Below are 17,632 nucleotides of genomic sequence, written 5' to 3'. Positions count from 1 at the left end.
CGTGCCTCAGCTCTGGGACGCGGCTTTGGGCAGAATGTCGTTGGCGACCATCTCGCCGAACGGACTCACGTAGCCGGCGCTTTTCGGCAGTTCCGGACGCTCGACATCGAGGTGCGGAAACAGCAACTCGGCGACTCGGTACGACTCTTCCAGGTGGGGGTACCCGGAGAAAATAAAGGTGTCGATGCCGAGGTCCGCGTACTCCTTCACGCGGGCGGCCACGGTCGGGCCATCGCCCACCAGCGCCGTACCGGCACCGCCGCGCACCAGACCGACACCGGCCCACAGGTTAGGGCTGACTTCCAGATTGTCGCGGTTGCCGCCATGCAATGCGGCCATGCGTTGCTGACCGACCGAATCGAAACGCGCCAGCGAAGCCTGGGCACGAGCGATGGTCTCGTCGTCGAGATGAGAGATCAGCCGATCCGCGGCTTTCCAGGCTTCATCGTTGGTTTCGCGCACGATCACGTGCAGTCGAATGCCAAAGCGCACGGTGCGTCCGAGCCTGGCGGCCTTGGCTCGGACCTGTTTGATTTTTTCCGCGACGGCGGCCGGTGGCTCGCCCCAGGTCAGGACCATTTCCACCTGTTCGGCAGCCAGGTCTTGCGCGGCATCCGAAGAGCCGCCGAAGTACAGCGGCGGGCGCGGCTGCTGGATCGGTGGATAGAGCAGTTTCGCGCCCTTCACACTGATGTGCTGGCCGTCGTAATCGACGGTTTCGCCTTCCAGCACCCGGCGCCATATGCGGGTGAATTCCACCGAGGCCTGATAGCGTTCTTCGTGACTCAGGAACAGACCATCGCCCGCCAACTCTTCCGGATCCCCCCCCGTCACCAGGTTGAACAGCGCACGACCGCCGGACAGTCGATCCAGGGTTGCCGCCTGACGCGCCGCCACCGTCGGGGAAATGATCCCGGGGCGCAGGGCAACCAGGAACTTCAAGCGCTGGGTCACCGGAATCAGCGATGCCGCCACCAGCCAAGAGTCTTCGCAGGAGCGACCGGTAGGGATCAGTACCCCGCCAAAACCCAGGCGATCCGCGGCCTGTGCGACTTGTTGCAGGTAACCGTGATCGACGGCGCGTGCGCCTTCAGCGGTGCCAAGGTAATGGCCGTCGCCGTGGGTAGGCAGGAACCAGAAGATATTGAGGCTCATATGGAGTGGTCTCCTTGGGGAATCGATTTGCTGGGCTTATGTTTCTGAGCTCTGGTTACTGAGCTTTGGCAACGGCTGCCGGCGGCGTCCAGATCACGTCTTTGATGCTCAATTGTTTTGGAATCAGCTTGAGCTGGTAGAAGGTGTCGGCGATTTTCTGCTGCGCCGCGACCACTTCCGGGGTCAGGAACAACGCGCCGTAGCCCTGGCGTTTCACCGAAGTGCGGGTGATGTCTGCCGACAGGCCGAGCAGTGGCGAGACTTGCTGGGTCACGTCTTCAGGATTGGCCCTGGACCACTCGCCGATCGCGCGCACTTCTTCCACCAGGGTCTTGATCACCTCGGGATTTTTCTGCGCATAAGGTTTGGTCGCCAGGTAGAACTGATGGTTGTCGACGATGCCCTGGCCATCGCGCAGGGTGCGCGCTTGCAGCTGTTGTTCGGCGGCGGCCTGGTACGGGTCCCAGATCACCCAGGCGTCGACGCTGCCACGCTCGAACGCGGCGCGGGCATCGGCCGGCGGCAGGAATACGGTCTGGATGTCGGTGTATTTGAGGCCGGCGTCTTCCAGCGCACGCACCAACAGGTAGTGCACGTTGGAGCCCTTGTTGAGCACGATTTTCTTGCCCTTGAGGTCCGCCACGGATTTGACCGGCGAATCCTTCGGCACCAGGATCGCTTCACTGTGCGGTGCTGGCGGTTCATAGGCGACGTAGAGCAAATCGGCACCGGCCGCTTGAGCGAACACGGGCGGTGTTTCGCCGGTGACGCCGAAGTCGATGGAACCGACGTTCAGGCCTTCAAGCAGTTGCGGGCCACCAGGAAATTCAGTCCATTGAACGTCCACGCCTTGGGCGGCGAGGCGTTTTTCCAGGGTGCCTTTGGCTTTGAGCAGCACCAGGGTGCCGTACTTCTGATAACCGATTCGTAATGTCTCGGCCTGAGCTTGAGTAATGGCGCCGAAGGTGACAGCCGCAGCAAACAGAGCGACCAGACCACGACGCAAAATGACAGGGCGCATGGCGCTCTCCTTTTTGCAGTTGGGTTTTGGCTGCACCTGCTTGCCCGTTGGCGGGCGAGTAAGGCCAGTACTTCAATTTTTCGATGTGGCTCAAATGCTCCAGCGAGCACTCAGCAAACGATCATTCAACAGGTTCGGATCGAGCGGCTTTGGCCGTCGCGCCATGGCGCTGAAAAACAGCTCCAGCGATTCATTCAGTCGTTGTTCCAGTTCCGGAGCCAATTGCGCCTGGGCGCTGCCTTCGCCGTAGGCGATCTGGCTGTCGACGGCGAAAATGCCTTGCAGCATTTCCTGAGCCTTCAATGCCGACAACACCGGCTTGAGCGCGTAATCCACCGCCAGCATGTGGGCGATGCTGCCGCCAGTGGCCATCGGCAGAACCACCTTGTGGCTCAAGGCGCGTTCGGGCAGCAGATCCAGCACGACTTTCAGCGCTCCGGAAAACGACGCCTTGTAAACCGGTGTGGCGATCAGCAGGCCATCGGCGTTTTCAATCTGTTTCAACAGGTCGATCACCTTGGGGCTGTCGAAGCGCGCGTGCAGCAAGTCCTCGGCCGGAAAATCCCGTACCTGATAACTCACCACTTCCACGCCCTGCCCTTGCAACCAACGCTGGGAGCGATCCAGCAGCACCCCGGAACGAGAGCGCTGACTGGGACTGCCACCGAGTGAGACAACCAACATTCAGACGATTCCTTGCACGGTGTTGGCGATTCGCGGTTTGCGATCTCGCTTCGATGGAGTGACCTTAACAGCTGATTTATATATCCATAAATCATATTTATTCATTTGGTTATGCGTTAAAGAAATATACAGACCGGTTTCTTCCAGGCAAAAAACAGGCCGTCGAAACGGCCTGAAAATCCCCTGCTTTGTGGGTGCTTGTGGTGTCTGACCCGACGCCTTCGCGAGCAAGCCCGCTCCCACAGATGGACGCGGACAAATGTGGGAGCGGGCTTGCTCGCGAAGACGGCATCAGCCACACCGCCGATACCGGTGACTTACCGGTTGGGCTGCGGCGTCAGGCGCAGGTAAGGCTTGACCGCCCGATAACCCTTGGGAAAGCGCTGTTTGATTTCATCTTCATCCTTGAGCGATGGCACGATCACTACCTCATCACCGTCCTGCCAGTTGGCCGGTGTAGCCACCTTGTAGTTGTCGGTGAGTTGCAGCGAATCGATCACCCGCAGGATTTCATTGAAGTTGCGGCCGGTGCTCGCCGGATAGGTAATCGTCAGCCGAACCTTTTTCTTCGGGTCGATCACGAACAGACTGCGCACGGTCAGGGTGTCGTTGGCGTTGGGGTGGATCAGGTCGTAGAGGTCAGAGACTTTACGGTCGGCGTCATCCAGGATCGGAAAGTTGACCACGGTGTCCTGGGTTTCGTTGATGTCCTCGATCCACCTGTGGTGCGACTCCACCGGGTCCACCGACAAAGCGATGGCCTTGACGCCGCGCGCCGCGAACTCATCCTTGAGCCTGGCGGTGAAGCCCAGCTCAGTGGTGCACACCGGTGTGAAGTCCGCCGGATGGGAAAACAGCACGCCCCAGCTTTCGCCCAGCCACTGATGGAAACGGATGGTGCCGGCGCTGGAGTTCTGTTCGAAATCGGGGGCGATATCGCCAAGTCTGAGACCCATGGTGCTGCTCCTTGTGAGTGCTTGATGGGTTCAACTGTGCCTGTGTTTTTTATCTATTAAAAAGAATAAATATCAATTTATTTAGATCATAAAGAAATATTAAATATCTGTTCACTGGACGCGCCCGCACAACCGGCCGAACATCGGCCCCAAGGTTCGAGAAGGCCTTGAGTTGCTGCAAAGAGGGACGTTCAAGACGGGATTACGGGGGTGAACCCGTCTTGAAAATGCAAAAGCCCCGCCCGGTGCAATACCGGGCGGGGCTTTTTTTGTCTCTGCTACGCGGGTGCTATTACAACAGCGGAATCGAGTAGCTGACGACCAGGCGGTTTTCGTCCTGGGAACGAGTGTTCGGCAGATCGGTACGCCACGTGGCGTTTTTCCACATCAGGCCGAGGTTCTTCAGCGCGCCGGACTGAACGACGTAACCCACGGTCAGGTCGCGTTCCCACTCGGAAGCACCATTGGCCGCCTCGCCGCCCTTGGCGTTAACGGTATCGATATTGTCGCCGTGCAGGTACACCAGACCTGCGGTCAGGCCGGGTACGCCGACCTTGGCGAAGTCATAGGAGTAGCGTGCCAGCCAGGTACGCTCGCCGGCACGGCCGAACTTCTGGATTTGCGAGTCGGTGATGGTGTAGTTCGACGAACCGTCGCCCTGGTTCAGCCAAGGGAAATCGCTGCTGCCGTTGCTGACCTGATAACCGCCACCGAAGGTATGACCGGCAACGGAGTACAGGAACAAACCGCTGTACAGGTTGTTGTCGACCTTGCCCTTGCCGTTGACTGCACCGCTGTAGTTGCCAGTGGTGAAATACAGTGGGTCGTGACCGTTGGCACCGTCGTCGGAGCTGTTGAAGTAACGCAAGTCCGACTTCAACACGCCAGGGCCGATGGCCCAGTTGTGCACCAGACCCAGGAAGTGTTGCTTGTAGAACTCTTCCAGTTTGCCGTAGTAGTACTGGGCAGTCAGGTCCTTGGTGATCTTGTAGTCGCCACCGGCATAAATGAATTTGTTGCTGTCGCGGCCTGCAGCGGAACGGCTGTTGGCGCCGGAGATAGACAACTGTTCGTTGTTGCTCGAGTTACGACCTTTTACCTGCTCGATCTGACCGCCGATCAAGGTCAGGTCCTTGATGTCGTTCGAGCTGATCTGGCCACCCTGCCAGGTTTGCGGCAACAGACGACCGTCGTTGGTCACAATCACCGGCAGCTTTGGCTGCAAGGTACCCAGCTTCAGCTCGGTCTGGGAGATCTTGGCCTTGGCGGTCAAACCCAGACTGGAGAAGTCATCAACCGCTTCGCCGTTGGACTTGCTCGGGAACACGGTGCCGCCGTACGAGTTGTTGCTCGCGCCGTTGGTGCCGCCACCGGAATCCAGTTTGACGCCCAACAGGCCGATCGCATCGATACCGAAGCCGACGGTGCCCTGGGTGTAGCCGGAAATGAAACGCAGGTCGAAGCCTTGGCCCCATTCCTCATTTTTGTTCGGGCCAATGCCGTCACGGTAATCGGTGTTGATGTAGAAGTTACGCAGCCCCAATGTTGCCTTGCTGTCTTCGATAAAACCCGCGGCGCTTGCCTGCTGGGTCAAAACCCCGACGGCCACAGTGATGGCCAAGGTGGACTTGTTCATGTTTCGCTCCTCTCGTTTCTAATTCTGATGCTCCTGGTCCCGAATCGATTGCCCGGGATCCTGAATGCATAAATTCGCGGCAAACTGTCTAGGCCGGTCCTTTGGCGGGCCGCAGGATACATGGCCTTAAAGCCAAAAAGAATTTTTTGATGTTTTTTAATATCGCTTAGGAATATGACTTCCCACGACAGATCCGAGGTATCGGTGGTGAGGCCGACTCCTGAACCTGATCGATTGTCGAGGGACGAGATTGCTAAATCCGAGCTCAGGGATGAGTGTCAGACAGGCGCACTTTAAGCGGGATGGATAGAAACTAAAAAGAATAATAAATAATCAATAAAGATCATTATGGAATATAAAAACCGACTCAAAAAAAGCCCCGCCATCAGGCGAGGCTTTTTCGCGAGGCTTGTTACAGGAAGCTGTAGGTGTAGTTGAAGATCAGACGGGTCTGGTCAATATCGGGGCTGTTGGAGACTTCACTGCCACGGTAGACACCATTACGCAACGTCACGCCGAAACCTTTGAGGGCGCCCTGCTGGACGGTGTAGTCGATCCGCATATCGCGTTCCCACTCGGACGCATCCGGGCCAACACCGCTCGTGGCTTTGATGTTGTCGCCGTGCAGGTAGGCGATCGAGGTTTTCAGGCCGGGTACACCCAATGCCGCGAAGTCGTAGGAGTACTGACCGAAGGTAGTGTTTTCGCCAGCACGGATGAAGCTGTTAACCATTGCGTCAGTGAACGAGTAGAAGCTGGCGCCGCCGTTCCCTTCAGGACGACCATTGCCATCAACAACGTTGCCCTGGTTCAGGAAAACAAAACCGCCGTCATCGTTGACGCGCTGATGGCCGATCAGGAAGGCATTACCACCCAGGGTGTAGGTGAACATGGCGCTCCAGGTCTTGTTATCGACCTCGCCCGGATTCTTGGCAAAACCGTTGTTATTGTTGAAACGAAAGCCAGGATCACCGTTCTTGCCATCGGAGCTGCTGTCGAAATAGCGGATATCAGTCTTGAAGGACTGGTTGGCATCAATCTGGAAGACGTGGATCAAGCCCAGGAAGTCCTGCTTGTAGTAGTCCTTCAGATTCGAATGGTAGTACTGCAGGGTCAGGTCCTTGGTGACCTTCCAGTCAGCACCGCCGTAGTAGAACTTGTTGCTGTCCTGAGTACCGCCCGCCACAGCCAGGCCGGTGGAGTTCGAAGAGGCACGACCTGCCGAGTGCTCCAACTGACCGGCGTTGATGGTCACGTTGTCGATTTCCTTCGAGGTGATGGTGCCACCGTCAAAGGTCTGTGGCAGCAGACGGCTGTCGTTCGCGACCAGGATCGGCAAGTTGGGTGCCAAGGCGCCACCCAGGTGGGCCTCGGTCTTCGAGAAGCGCGCCTTGATATTGGCCGCCGCACGGCTCCATTCGTGTACGGCCGAACCATCGCTGTCGCTTGGGAAAAAGGTGTTGGCATCTGGATGGTGCCCCTTGCCACCGTCCAGGTGGATACCCAGCAGTGCCTGGGCGTCGATACCGAAACCGACAGTGCCCTGGGTGAAACCGGACAGATAATCGAATTTCAGGCCTTCTGCGGACTCTTTCTGATCCGGACCGCCTTCACGGTTATCGTTGTTGTAATACATGGTCCGGGAACTGATGGACGCCTTGCTGTCTTCCAGGAAACCTGCGGCGCCTGCCTGCTGCGCCAATACCCCTACGGTCACGGCCAAAGCCAAGGTGGACTTGTTCATTGTGTAGCTCCTCTCGATTCTAATTCTTGTATTCCTGGTCTCGAGTCGTCGCCCGAAATCCTAAGATGCGCGATTAGCGCCAGACCGTGACCCACAAGTCAATCGTAACTATATGTGTCTACGACCATAGTCTAATCCCCGATTTTTGGTCCCTGCCGGGTCATGAATTCGTCATGAACCTGAAAAGAATTACCAAATTCTTTTCTAATACCGTTTAGGAATTTAGCTCCCCATTGCACGCTCACCCCAGAATAGAAGGCTCGGCTCATAAGCTAATTCCTAATCGGTATTTATTTTCTATTTTTTAGATCGATTAGTTTCTGGCCAATTCGGAAACAAATCCTTTACCGAAAGGCAGCCCCATGACGACCAAACGCGCACTATCCGGATCAATTGTTACAGTTTGTGTATCTCTCGCATTTTCTTTCACCGCCCAGGCGGCGAACCTCACCGTCGGTTATCAAACCGGAATCGACCCCAGCAAAGTCCCCCAGGCCGATGGCCTTTATGAAAAAACCATCGGCCAGCCCATCGACTGGCGGCGCTTCAACAGCGGCCCGGAAGTGGTCACGGCGATTGCCTCCGGCGATGTGCAAATCGGCAATCTCGGCTCCAGTCCACTGGCCGCTGCCGCCTCGCGCAACCTGCCGATTGTCGCGTTCATCGTCTCGGCCCAGATCAATGCCGCCGAAGCGCTGGTGGTACGCAACGGCAGCGGCATCGAAAAACCGCAAGATCTGATCGGAAAGACCATCGCCACGCCTTTCGTTTCAACCTCCCACTACAGCCTGCTTGGCGCGCTGAAGCACTGGGGCCTGGACAGTTCGAAAGTCAAAGTGGTGAACCTGCAGCCGGCGGAAATCGCTGCAGCCTGGAAGCGTGGTGATATTGATGGCGCGTTTGTCTGGTCGCCCGCATTAGGAGAAATCCGCAAGAGCGGCAAGACCCTGACCGACGCTGCACAGGTAGGCCAATGGGGTGCGCCTACCTTTGAGGTCTGGGTGGCGCGAAAGGATTACGCCGAGAAGCATCCGGAGGTGGTGGCCGGATTCGCCAAGGTCACCCTCGACGCCTTTGCTGATTACGCAGCACATAAAGCCAACTGGACTGCCGACTCGGTACCAGTGCAGAAAATCGCCAAACTGACCGGCGCCAGCGCTGCCGACGTACCGGAGTTACTGGCCGGTTCCGCATTCCCGAATGCCAAGGCGCAACAGAGCACCGCGCTGCTGGATGGCGGTACGGCCAAGGCCATTGGCGAGACGGCGAAATTCTTGAAGGAGCAAGGGAAGGTGGAGACGGTGCTGCCGGATTATTCGCCGTATGTCAGCGCGAAGTTTGTCACCGAGTAATCCACTGAAAACCTGTGGCGAGGGAGCTTGCTCCCTCGCCACAAAAGCGAAAGCGTCAAAGGGCTTTTTCGAAGATCTTCGAATTACGCTGATAGTTGTACAGCGACGCCCGTGCCGACGGCAGGCGGTCGACGCTGCTCGGTTCGAAACCACGCTCGCGGAACCAGTGCGCAGTGCGGGTGGTGAGCACGAACAAGGTTTTCAATCCCTGTGCCCTGGCACGGGTTTCAATACGTTCCAGCAGCTCATCACCGCGACCGCCATGGCGGTACTCCGGATTCACCGCCAGGCACGCCAGTTCACCGGCATCCGAATCGGCAATCTGATACAACGCCGCACAAGCGATGATCATGCCTTCACGCTCGACCACGCTGAACTGTTCGATCTCGCGCTCCAGCACCTCGCGGGAACGGCGCACCAGGATGCCCTGCTCTTCCAGCGGGCTGATCAAATCCAGCAAACCGCCGACGTCTTCAATGGCCGCTTCGCGTACGACTTCGAACTGCTCCTGGGCCACCAGGGTGCCGCCACCGTCGCGGGTGAACAGTTCGGTCAGCAATGCACCGTCTTCGGCGTAACTGACGATATGGCTGCGGGCCACGCCGCCACGGCAAGCTTCGGCCGCGGCATCCAGCAATTCCGCCTGATAGTTGTTGCCCAGTCGTTGCAGATGCGCCGGCACTTGCTGCGGACGCAGTTCACGCACCAGGCGCCCGTGTTCGTCGATCAGGCCCGGGTCGGCACCGAACAGCAGCAGCTTGTCCGCACCCAGGTCGATGGCCGCGCGGGTGGCGACGTCTTCGCAGGCCAGGTTGAAAATCTCCCCGGTCGGCGAATAGCCCAGCGGCGACAGCAGCACGATGGAGCGCTCGTCCAGCAGACGATTGATGCCCTTGCGGTCGACCCGACGCACTTCGCCAGTGTGGTGATAATCGACACCTTCAAGCACGCCGATCGGCCGCGCCGTCACCAGGTTGCCGCTGGCCACCCGCAGGCGCGAGCCCTGCATCGGCGACGAAGCCATGTCCATCGACAGGCGAGCCTCGATGGCAATGCGCAACTGGCCAACCGCGTCGATCACGCACTCCAGGGTCGCGGCATCGGTGATGCGCATGCCGTGGTGGTAATGCGGAGTCAGGCCACGAGCCGCGAGGCGCGCTTCGATTTGCGGGCGGGAACCGTGAACCAGCACCAGACGCACACCCAGGCTGTGCAACAGCACCAGATCGTGGACGATATTGCCGAAGTTCGGGTGTTCAACGCCGTCGCCGGGCAGCATGACGACAAAGGTGCAATCGCGGTGGGCGTTGATGTAAGGCGAAGCGTGACGAAGCCAATTGACGTATTCGGGCATGAACCTGGGCCTGTAATAAATAGCAGCCGAAAAAAGGGCGAAACTGAAAACGCACAGCGGGCTGATGGTTATCGTCGGAACAGGCTTGGCGACACGCGCGCTCTCCTCATGAATACGGGTTGGGACATCGGCAATTTAACTGCAAAACCCTGTAGGAGCGAGCTTGCTCGCGATGGATATGAGGGCGCCGCGTTTATCCAGGCAGCCCTCGTCATCGTTAACGTCCATCGCGAGCAGGCTCGCTCCTACAGAGGTGTCAGGCAATAGTGTTCGATCAGTTGCCTTAATAGATGCACCGTAGGCTGCAAACGTGACATTTCGAGGTATTCCCCCGGCTGATGGGCGCAGGCGATATCACCCGGGCCAAGCACCAGCGTTTCACAGCCAAGGCGCTGAAGATAAGGTGCTTCGGTGCCGAACGCCACTGCTTCGGCGCTGTGACCGGTGAGCTTTTCGGCAATGCGCACCAGCTCGGCGTCCTCGGCCTGCTCGAACGGCGGCACTTCGGGGAACAACGGCGCGTAATCGATCTTGACCTGATGCCGCTCGGCAACCGGCCTGAGCTTCTGCAGGATCTCGGCGCGCAGGACCTTGGGGTCCATGCCGGGCAACGGCCGCAAATCGAACTCCAGCGAACACTGGCCGCAGATGCGGTTGGGGTTGTCGCCGCCATGGATGCAGCCGAAATTCATCGTTGGCGTCGGCACGCCAAACTGCGGATTGCGGAATTCGCGCTGCCACAACAGGCGCAGGCCACGCAGTTCACCGATGGCATCGTGCATGGCTTCCAGGGCACTGTGGCCCAGGCGCGGGTCAGAGGAGTGACCACTCTGCCCGAGGATGTCGATGCGCTCCATCATGATGCCCTTGTGCATGCGGATCGGCTTGAGCCCGGTCGGCTCGCCGATCACCGCCGCCCGCCCCAACGGCCGCCCCGCTTCGGCCAACGCGCGGGCGCCGGACATCGAACTTTCTTCGTCGCAAGTGGCAAGAATCAGCAACGGCTGTTTGAACGGCTGATCGAGCAGCGGTTTGACCGCCTCGATGGCGAGGGCGAAAAAACCCTTCATGTCGCAACTGCCCAGGCCGACCCAACGACCGTCGACTTCAGTCAGCTTCAGCGGGTCGGTTTGCCACAGCGCGCCGTCGAACGGCACGGTGTCGCTGTGCCCGGCCAGCACCAGGCCGCCGGGGCCGGAGCCGAAACTGGCCAGCAGGTTGAACTTGCCGGGGCTGACCTGCTGGATCTCGCAGGTAAAGCCCAACTCACCGAGCCACGTCGCCAGCAGGTCGATGACCGGGCGGTTGGTTTGATCGAGACTGGGCTGTGTGCAACTGACCGACGGTGCGGCGATCAACGCAGCGAATTGTTCTTTCATCGATGGCAATGGCATCGCTGACTCCCGGCACCCGAATTGAGGTCCATCATAGAACCAACCGATGACAGGAATAAACCGTCTCGGCGCGTACTAACCTTGAGTCCTGTACACTGCACGACCTTGGCAGCCACACATTCCCCCGGCTGCGCTCCCGATCCTGGATTTTCCGGCCATGCAGAAAGAAACCGAAATCAAACTCCGCGTCAGCCGCGAAACCCTCGCCGCCCTGCGCGAGCACCCGTTACTGAAAAAACGCAACAAAAGTGGCTGGGAACGCCGTGAGTTGATGAACCAGTACTTCGACACGCCTGAGCGCGACCTGGCCCAGGCCAAAGTCGCCCTGCGCCTGCGCAAGGATGGCGACGAAGTGATTCAGACCCTCAAGACCCGCGGCCAGAGCGTCGCCGGCCTGTCCGTTCGTAACGAGTACGACTGGAACCTGCCCAAAGCCAAGCTGGACCTGAAAAAACTCGACGGCGAATGCTGGCCCGAGGAACTGGCCGAGCTCGACAAGAAGACCCTGAAGCCGATCTTCACCACCGACTTCGTCCGAGAACGCGCGGAAATCGCCTGGGGTCGCGGCAAGACTAAAGTGGTCATCGAAGCCGCGCTGGACCTGGGCCACGTCGTGGTCGGCAAGCAGAAAGAAGAAATCTGCGAGCTGGAACTGGAACTGCGCGAAGGCGAGCCGGCAGCCCTGCTGGAACTGGCCGCCGAGCTGGCCGAGAAACTGGCCCTGATGCCTTGCGACATCAGCAAGGCCGAGCGCGGTTACCGCCTGCACGACGCCCACAGTTATTCATTGAGCCTGCCGGCGCCGCAGATCACCGCCGAAACGCCGCTGGACGACGCGTTCGCCGCGTTGAGCTGGCATTTGCTGGGCAGCAGCCAGCGTCTGGCCGAGCAGTATCGCTTCAATGGTCACTGGCGCCTGTTGCAGGACTGGGTCGAATGCCTCGCGGAAATGCGCGCGCTGATCAGCAGCCTGGGCCAGGCCGCTCCGCGTCAGTCGACCCACGATCTGCGTATCGCCCTCGATGCCTTGCTGGAAGACTGGCGCCCGCTTGTCCAGGCCGGCCTGGAAGATGAAGACGTGCGCAAAGCCGCGCCCGAGCAGTTCCTCGAAGAACTCGAAGACCCGCGCTGGGGGCTGTTCTCCCTGACCACCTCCCGCTGGTTGCTGGCCCGCACCTGGGCCGCCGACCGCAACACCCGTGGCAATCGCCAGGGCGCTGCGCAACTGGGCAGCTGGTTGCCGCGCCTGCTGGGCGAAGAAGCCACTTCGTTGCAACTGCAACGTTACCAGCAACAGCCGGAAGACCTGGCCGAGCAACTGCCGCGCATCGAGCGCATCCAGGTCTGGCTGCACCATGCGCGTAACGTGCTGGAGATCCCGGAAATGGATCGCCTCTACGGCGAGCTGAACAAACTGGCGCAACTGGCCAACGAATCGATCACCGATGAAGTCCTGGATGCGCGCAAGCAGCAGGCGATTGCGGTGTATCAGAACCGTGCCTGGAAAATGCTGCTGCGTCTGTAATACCGCCATCGCGAGCAAGCTCGCTCCCACAGGGGATTTGTGTCGATCACAGATCCAGTGTGGGAGCGGGCTTGCTCGCGAAGAGGCCCGCACATTCACCACAAAACATCAGACCGGCAAACTGGTGGTCGACTTGATCTCCGACAATGCCACGATCGAATTGACCTCCTGAATCCCCGGCACCATCGACAGCTTCTCAAAGAAGAAGCGCTCGTAAGCCTCGATGTCCGCCGTGACAATCCGCAGCAAGAAGTCCACCGCCCCCATCAGCACGTAACACTCCAGCACCTCCGGAAAGCCGCGAATCGCCTCGGTGAATTCGGTGAAGTTCGAACGCCCGTGGGCATTGAGTTTCACCTCCGCGAAAATCTGCGTGTTCAGGCCGATTTTCTTGCGGTCGAGCAAGGTCACCTGACCGCGAATGATGCCCTCCTCTTTCATCCGCTGAATCCGTCGCCAGCACGGCGATTGCGAGAGACCCACCTGCTCGGCGATCTGTGCGCTGGAAAGCGAAGCGTCCTCTTGCAGCAAGGCGAGGATCTTTCGGTCGTAGCTGTCCAGTTCGCTTTGCATAAAAAAACCCTTAACTGAATAACAAGTGAATTGTTTGATTCATCATCTGTGGATTACAGCCAATCATAGAGAAGAAATACCCGGCACAGGATGTAAACATTTCTCCAGTGATTTTGGAGCCTGACCATGCCGTATCTCGAAGCCGTGAACACCCCACCTGCCCGCGCCGATGTATGGAACGTCGGCAACGCCCATTGCCGGGTTCACTATCAAATGCTGGCCGAGGCAGAACCGGACCTGCTGTGTCGCGCTCTTAACTTGTTCGCTTTGCAAATGCTCACGCCGGAACAGGTCAAGGTGCAGCATCAGGATGACTGGCTGAGCATCGGGATCGTCATCGACGGTTTGAGCTGGCACCGCGCGCAAGTGATTGCGGAAAAACTTCGTAACCTGATCAGCGTCTGCTCGGTAGAGCTGCAAGAAGCTGATTCCCCTTGGGCCGAAGCGACTCAAGCGGCGGGCTGAAAAACTCCGAAACGGCTTCATCGGGTAGTGGCCCAGCGGTCAGCCGGGCCACGGCTATCCTTTGCGCACTGTCGTTTAAAAGGAGCCCGCATGTCCGTACAACTCGCCTTTCAGGACCGCTGGCTGGATCTCAATGACCTGCTGCGCGAACTGGTCGCCCAGGGCTTTATCAGTCAGGATTCGGCCGAACACGCGCTCAATGCCCGCCGCCGCAACGCCTCCCTTGGCCAGATGCATCCGCTGGAGTTCATTGCCAGCCAACAGCTGGACGATCTCAGCCGTCCCGGCAAACCGCTGGACCTCGAGAGCCTGACCCTGTGGTTATCCCGGCAGGCCGGCCAGCCTTACCTGCGCATCGACCCACTGAAAATCAACGTCGCGGCCGTGACCCCGCTGATGTCCTATGCCTTCGCCCAGCGCCACAAGATCCTCGCGGTAGCGATCGACCGCGAGGCGGTCACCGTGGCCAGCGCCCAGCCTTATGTCAGTGGCTGGGAGGCTGACCTGACCCACGTGCTCAAGTTGCCGATCAAGCGTGTGGTGGCCAACCCGGTGGACATCCAGCGCTTGAGCGTCGAATTCTTCCGCCTGGCCAAATCGGTCACCGGGGCGAACAGCGCCGACCCACAAGTCAGTACCCTTGGCAATTTCGAACAGTTGCTCAACCTCGGCGCCAGCGACCAGGAGCCGGACGCCAACGACGCACACATCGTCAATATCGTCGACTGGCTGTTCCAGTACGCGTTTCAGCAGCGCGCCAGCGACATCCACATCGAGCCCCGGCGCGAGCAAGGCACGGTGCGCTTTCGCATCGACGGCGTGCTGCACAACGTCTATCAATTCCCGCCCCAGGTCACCATGGCCATCGTCAGTCGCCTGAAAACCCTGGGACGCATGAACGTCGCGGAGAAACGCAAACCCCAGGACGGCCGGGTCAAAACCAAGACCCCGGACGGCGGTGAAGTCGAACTGCGTTTGTCGACACTGCCCACCGCCTTCGGCGAAAAAATGGTCATGCGGATCTTCGATCCGGAAGTATTGCTCAAGGACTTCGACCAGCTCGGCTTTTCAGTCGACGACCTGCGCCGCTGGCAGGACATGACCCGCCAGCCCCACGGCATCATCCTCGTCACCGGTCCGACGGGTTCGGGCAAGACCACCACCCTCTACACCACCCTGAAAAAACTGGCGACGCCCGAGGTCAACCTCTGCACCATCGAAGACCCGATCGAAATGGTCGAGCCGGCGTTCAACCAGATGCAGGTCCAGCACAACATCGACCTTACCTTCGCCGCCGGCGTGCGCGCGCTGATGCGGCAAGACCCGGACATCATCATGATCGGCGAGATCCGCGACCTCGAAACCGCGGAGATGGCGATCCAGGCGGCGCTCACCGGGCACCTGGTGCTGTCGACCCTGCACACCAACGACGCGCCCAGCGCCATCAGCCGGCTGCTGGAACTCGGCGTGCCGCACTACCTGATCAAGGCCACGGTGCTTGGCGTCATGGCCCAGCGACTGGTGCGAACCCTGTGCCCGCACTGCAAGGCGTCGCTGACGCTGGGCGAAGACGACTGGCAAACCCTGACCCGCCCCTGGCAAGCCCCCCTGCCAACCAATGCCCAGCGAGCCACCGGTTGCGTGGAATGCCGCGACACCGGTTATCGCGGCCGTGCCGGGGTCTACGAAATCATGCAGCTGAGCGATGGCATCAAGGCGTTGATCAGTCCCGACACCGATCTGCTGGCCGTGCGGCGCCAGGCATTCAAGGAAGGCATGCGCAGCCTGCGGCTGTCAGGGGCGCAAAAGGTCGCCGCCGGACTGACGACCATCGAGGAGGTTCTGCGCGTGACACCCCAGAGCGAACAGAACTGAGCCTGGCCGTACTTGTCCGGCATCGGCACAGCTACACTCCAACGATCGCAACTCCACAGATCCACACATCAACAAGGAATCGTTATGCAGATCGGTAGTGTGCTTTTGCTTTTCGTCGGCCTGGTGGTCGCCATTCTGTTCATGGGTTTCAAGGTGGTGCCCCAGGGCTTTGAATGGACCGTCGAGCGTTTCGGGCGCTACACCAACACGCTCAAGCCGGGGCTGAACGTCATCGTTCCGGTCATGGACCGCATCGGGCGCAAGATGAATGTGATGGAAAGCGTGCTGGATATTCCGCCACAGGAAGTCATCACCGCCGACAACGCCACGGTACAGATCGACGCCGTATGCTTCTTCCAGGTGGTCAACACGGCTCAGGCCGCCTACGAGGTGAACAACCTTGAGCACGCCATCCGTAACCTGCTGCAAACCAACATCCGTACGGTGCTCGGTTCGATGGAACTCGACGCCATGCTCAGCCAGCGTGACGGGATCAACGAAAAACTGCTGCGCACCGTCGATGAAGCGACCGCGCCGTGGGGCATCAAGATTACCCGCATCGAGATCAAGGACATCAGCCCGCCCGCCGACCTGATGGCGGCGATGTCGGGGCAGATGAAAGCCGAGCGGATCAAGCGTGCGCAAATTCTTGAGGCCGAAGGTCTGCGCGCCGCCGCGATCCTGACCGCCGAAGGCAAGAAGCAGGCGCAGATCCTCGAAGCCGAAGGCAGTCGCCAGGCCGCCTTCCTGGAGGCCGAAGCCCGGGAGCGGCAAGCCGCGGCAGAAGCCCAGGCGACCAAAGTGGTGTCCGAGGCGATCGCCAGCGGCAACGTGCAGGCGGTCAACTACTTCGTGGCGCAGAAGTACATCGATGCCCTGGGCAAGTTGTCTTCGGCCAACAACAGCAAAGTGATCCTGATGCCGCTGGAGGCCAGTTCGATGATCGGCGCGGTGGGTGGCATTGGCGAAATCGTCAAGGCCACTTTCGATAACAAGAAAGCCTGAGGCGCACCATGTGGGCATTTTTGCAGCACCTTTCGTTCTGGGACTGGTTGGCGCTGGGCACGGTGCTATTGATTCTTGAAGTGTTCGGCGCCGGCGGCTATCTGTTGTGGATCGGCATGGCGGCGGCAGCCGTGGGTGTCTTGACCTTTCTCCTGCCGGGCCTGTCCTGGGAATGGCAGTTTCTATTGTTCGGCCTGCTGTCGATCGCCACCGCGTTGTACTGGTGGCGGCGTCAGCGCACGGCGAGGCGTCCGAGCGAACAGCCGCACCTGAATCTGCGTGGCCAGGAGCTGATCGGCAAGACCTTCGTGGTCCATGAAGCGATTGTCGACGGTCGCGGCAAAATCAAGGTGGCCGACGGCGTGTGGATGGCCCGTGGGCCGGACGCCGCCATTGGCAGCCGCGTACGGGTGGTCGGCCAGCAAGGCGCGATCCTGCTGGTCGAAGCGACGGATTAGGCAGCCACGGAACTCGATTGGGGGTTGGCAATCCAACCGCGTAGTCAACCCAGTGGAGTCACCCTGTCATGCGTTTCAAACTTGCTGTCGCTACCGTCGCGCTGTTGTCTTTGCCTGTCGGTTCGGCGATGGCCGATACTTTTTGGCGTAACGTTCTTACCTCCGGTGCAACCACCGGTTCGAGCTATCTGACATCCAAGGATCACAAGCTGGTCGTCGCGGCCCAGGACGACGCCAGCAGCTTCGTTGCCAGCGACGGCAGCATCCGCGGCCCGTACCTGGAAGCGGCCATGCAGAAAGTCCGCGCCGACAACCCGGGGCTGCAAGCCACGGATATGGAACTGGCGAACGCGATCCTGGCGAAGAATGCCGTGGCTTCGAAGTAAGCGTTGCGAATGAAAAATGCCGCTCACATGAGCGGCATTTTTTTGCCCG

16 protein-coding genes are annotated in these 17,632 nt (G+C 59.6%); 7 read left to right on the top strand and 9 right to left on the bottom strand.

Translation table 11 applies throughout. The annotated features are described in order from the left end of the window. Positions 1-6: 6 nt before the first annotated feature. The 6 genes from ssuD to PMI34_RS18380 form a co-directional block, all read right to left on the bottom strand. Complete coding sequence (gene ssuD, locus PMI34_RS18355; protein WP_008048737.1) at positions 7-1,155, bottom strand: FMNH2-dependent alkanesulfonate monooxygenase; 1,149 nt, start codon at positions 1,153-1,155, stop codon at positions 7-9. A 55-nt stretch (positions 1,156-1,210) separates the two neighbouring features. Continuing rightward, positions 1,211-2,176, bottom strand: a complete 966-nt coding sequence (locus tag PMI34_RS18360; RefSeq protein WP_008048736.1) for a sulfonate ABC transporter substrate-binding protein — start codon at positions 2,174-2,176, stop codon at positions 1,211-1,213. 90 nt (positions 2,177-2,266) lie between these two features. Then, positions 2,267-2,860 (bottom strand): NADPH-dependent FMN reductase, encoded by a 594-nt coding sequence (gene ssuE / locus PMI34_RS18365; protein WP_008048735.1) that lies wholly within the window; start codon positions 2,858-2,860, stop codon positions 2,267-2,269. A 317-nt stretch (positions 2,861-3,177) separates the two neighbouring features. Further along, positions 3,178-3,816: a peroxiredoxin gene (locus PMI34_RS18370; protein WP_008048733.1), complete on the bottom strand. Its 639-nt coding sequence runs from the start codon at positions 3,814-3,816 to the stop codon at positions 3,178-3,180. 292 nt (positions 3,817-4,108) lie between these two features. Next, a complete protein-coding gene (locus PMI34_RS18375) occupies positions 4,109-5,452 on the bottom strand; it encodes an OprD family porin (protein ID WP_008048732.1) in 1,344 nt (447 codons plus the stop codon). Positions 5,453-5,864: 412 nt separating this feature from the next. After that, entirely contained in the window at positions 5,865-7,196 is a 1,332-nt protein-coding gene (locus PMI34_RS18380; protein ID WP_008048731.1) for an OprD family porin, read from the bottom strand. Positions 7,197-7,558: 362 nt separating this feature from the next. Here PMI34_RS18380 and tauA point away from each other — a divergent pair, with 362 nt between their 5' ends. Continuing rightward, the gene (tauA, locus tag PMI34_RS18385) at positions 7,559-8,548 is read left to right on the top strand and encodes a taurine ABC transporter substrate-binding protein (RefSeq protein WP_008048729.1); all 990 of its coding nucleotides are present in this window, start codon (positions 7,559-7,561) and stop codon (positions 8,546-8,548) included. A gap of 55 nt (positions 8,549-8,603) precedes the next feature. Here tauA and argA read toward each other — a convergent pair whose 3' ends face one another. Both argA and argE read right to left on the bottom strand, forming a co-directional pair. Beyond that, complete coding sequence (gene argA, locus PMI34_RS18390) at positions 8,604-9,902, bottom strand: amino-acid N-acetyltransferase (protein ID WP_008048728.1); 1,299 nt, start codon at positions 9,900-9,902, stop codon at positions 8,604-8,606. 245 nt (positions 9,903-10,147) lie between these two features. Beyond that, positions 10,148-11,296, bottom strand: a complete 1,149-nt coding sequence (argE, locus tag PMI34_RS18395) for an acetylornithine deacetylase (RefSeq protein WP_008048726.1) — start codon at positions 11,294-11,296, stop codon at positions 10,148-10,150. Between the two features lie 157 nt (positions 11,297-11,453). Here argE and PMI34_RS18400 point away from each other — a divergent pair, with 157 nt between their 5' ends. Continuing rightward, complete coding sequence (locus tag PMI34_RS18400; protein ID WP_008048725.1) at positions 11,454-12,821, top strand: CYTH domain-containing protein; 1,368 nt, start codon at positions 11,454-11,456, stop codon at positions 12,819-12,821. A 108-nt stretch (positions 12,822-12,929) separates the two neighbouring features. Here PMI34_RS18400 and PMI34_RS18405 read toward each other — a convergent pair whose 3' ends face one another. After that, a complete protein-coding gene (locus tag PMI34_RS18405; protein ID WP_008015415.1) occupies positions 12,930-13,394 on the bottom strand; it encodes an Lrp/AsnC family transcriptional regulator in 465 nt (154 codons plus the stop codon). 126 nt (positions 13,395-13,520) lie between these two features. Here PMI34_RS18405 and PMI34_RS18410 point away from each other — a divergent pair, with 126 nt between their 5' ends. From PMI34_RS18410 to PMI34_RS18430, 5 genes are all read left to right on the top strand, one after another. Further along, positions 13,521-13,859 (top strand): hypothetical protein, encoded by a 339-nt coding sequence (locus tag PMI34_RS18410; protein WP_008048724.1) that lies wholly within the window; start codon positions 13,521-13,523, stop codon positions 13,857-13,859. Positions 13,860-13,949: 90 nt separating this feature from the next. Further along, on the top strand, positions 13,950-15,734 hold the full coding sequence (locus tag PMI34_RS18415) for a GspE/PulE family protein (protein WP_008048723.1): 1,785 nt from the start codon (positions 13,950-13,952) through the stop codon (positions 15,732-15,734). A gap of 84 nt (positions 15,735-15,818) precedes the next feature. After that, positions 15,819-16,739, top strand: a complete 921-nt coding sequence (locus PMI34_RS18420) for an SPFH domain-containing protein (RefSeq protein ID WP_008048722.1) — start codon at positions 15,819-15,821, stop codon at positions 16,737-16,739. An 8-nt stretch (positions 16,740-16,747) separates the two neighbouring features. Next, positions 16,748-17,197, top strand: coding sequence for an NfeD family protein (locus PMI34_RS18425; RefSeq protein ID WP_008048721.1), 450 nt, complete (start codon positions 16,748-16,750; stop codon positions 17,195-17,197). 68 nt (positions 17,198-17,265) lie between these two features. Next, positions 17,266-17,583 carry a DUF2388 domain-containing protein gene (locus PMI34_RS18430; RefSeq protein ID WP_008048719.1) on the top strand — a complete coding sequence of 106 codons (318 nt, stop codon included), beginning with the start codon at positions 17,266-17,268 and terminating at the stop codon, positions 17,581-17,583. Positions 17,584-17,632 lie beyond the last annotated feature (49 nt).

The sequence above is a fragment of the Pseudomonas sp. GM74 genome (assembly GCF_000282455.1).
GTDB lineage: Bacteria > Pseudomonadota > Gammaproteobacteria > Pseudomonadales > Pseudomonadaceae > Aquipseudomonas.
This window is presented reverse-complemented; position numbering and strand designations above follow the sequence as displayed.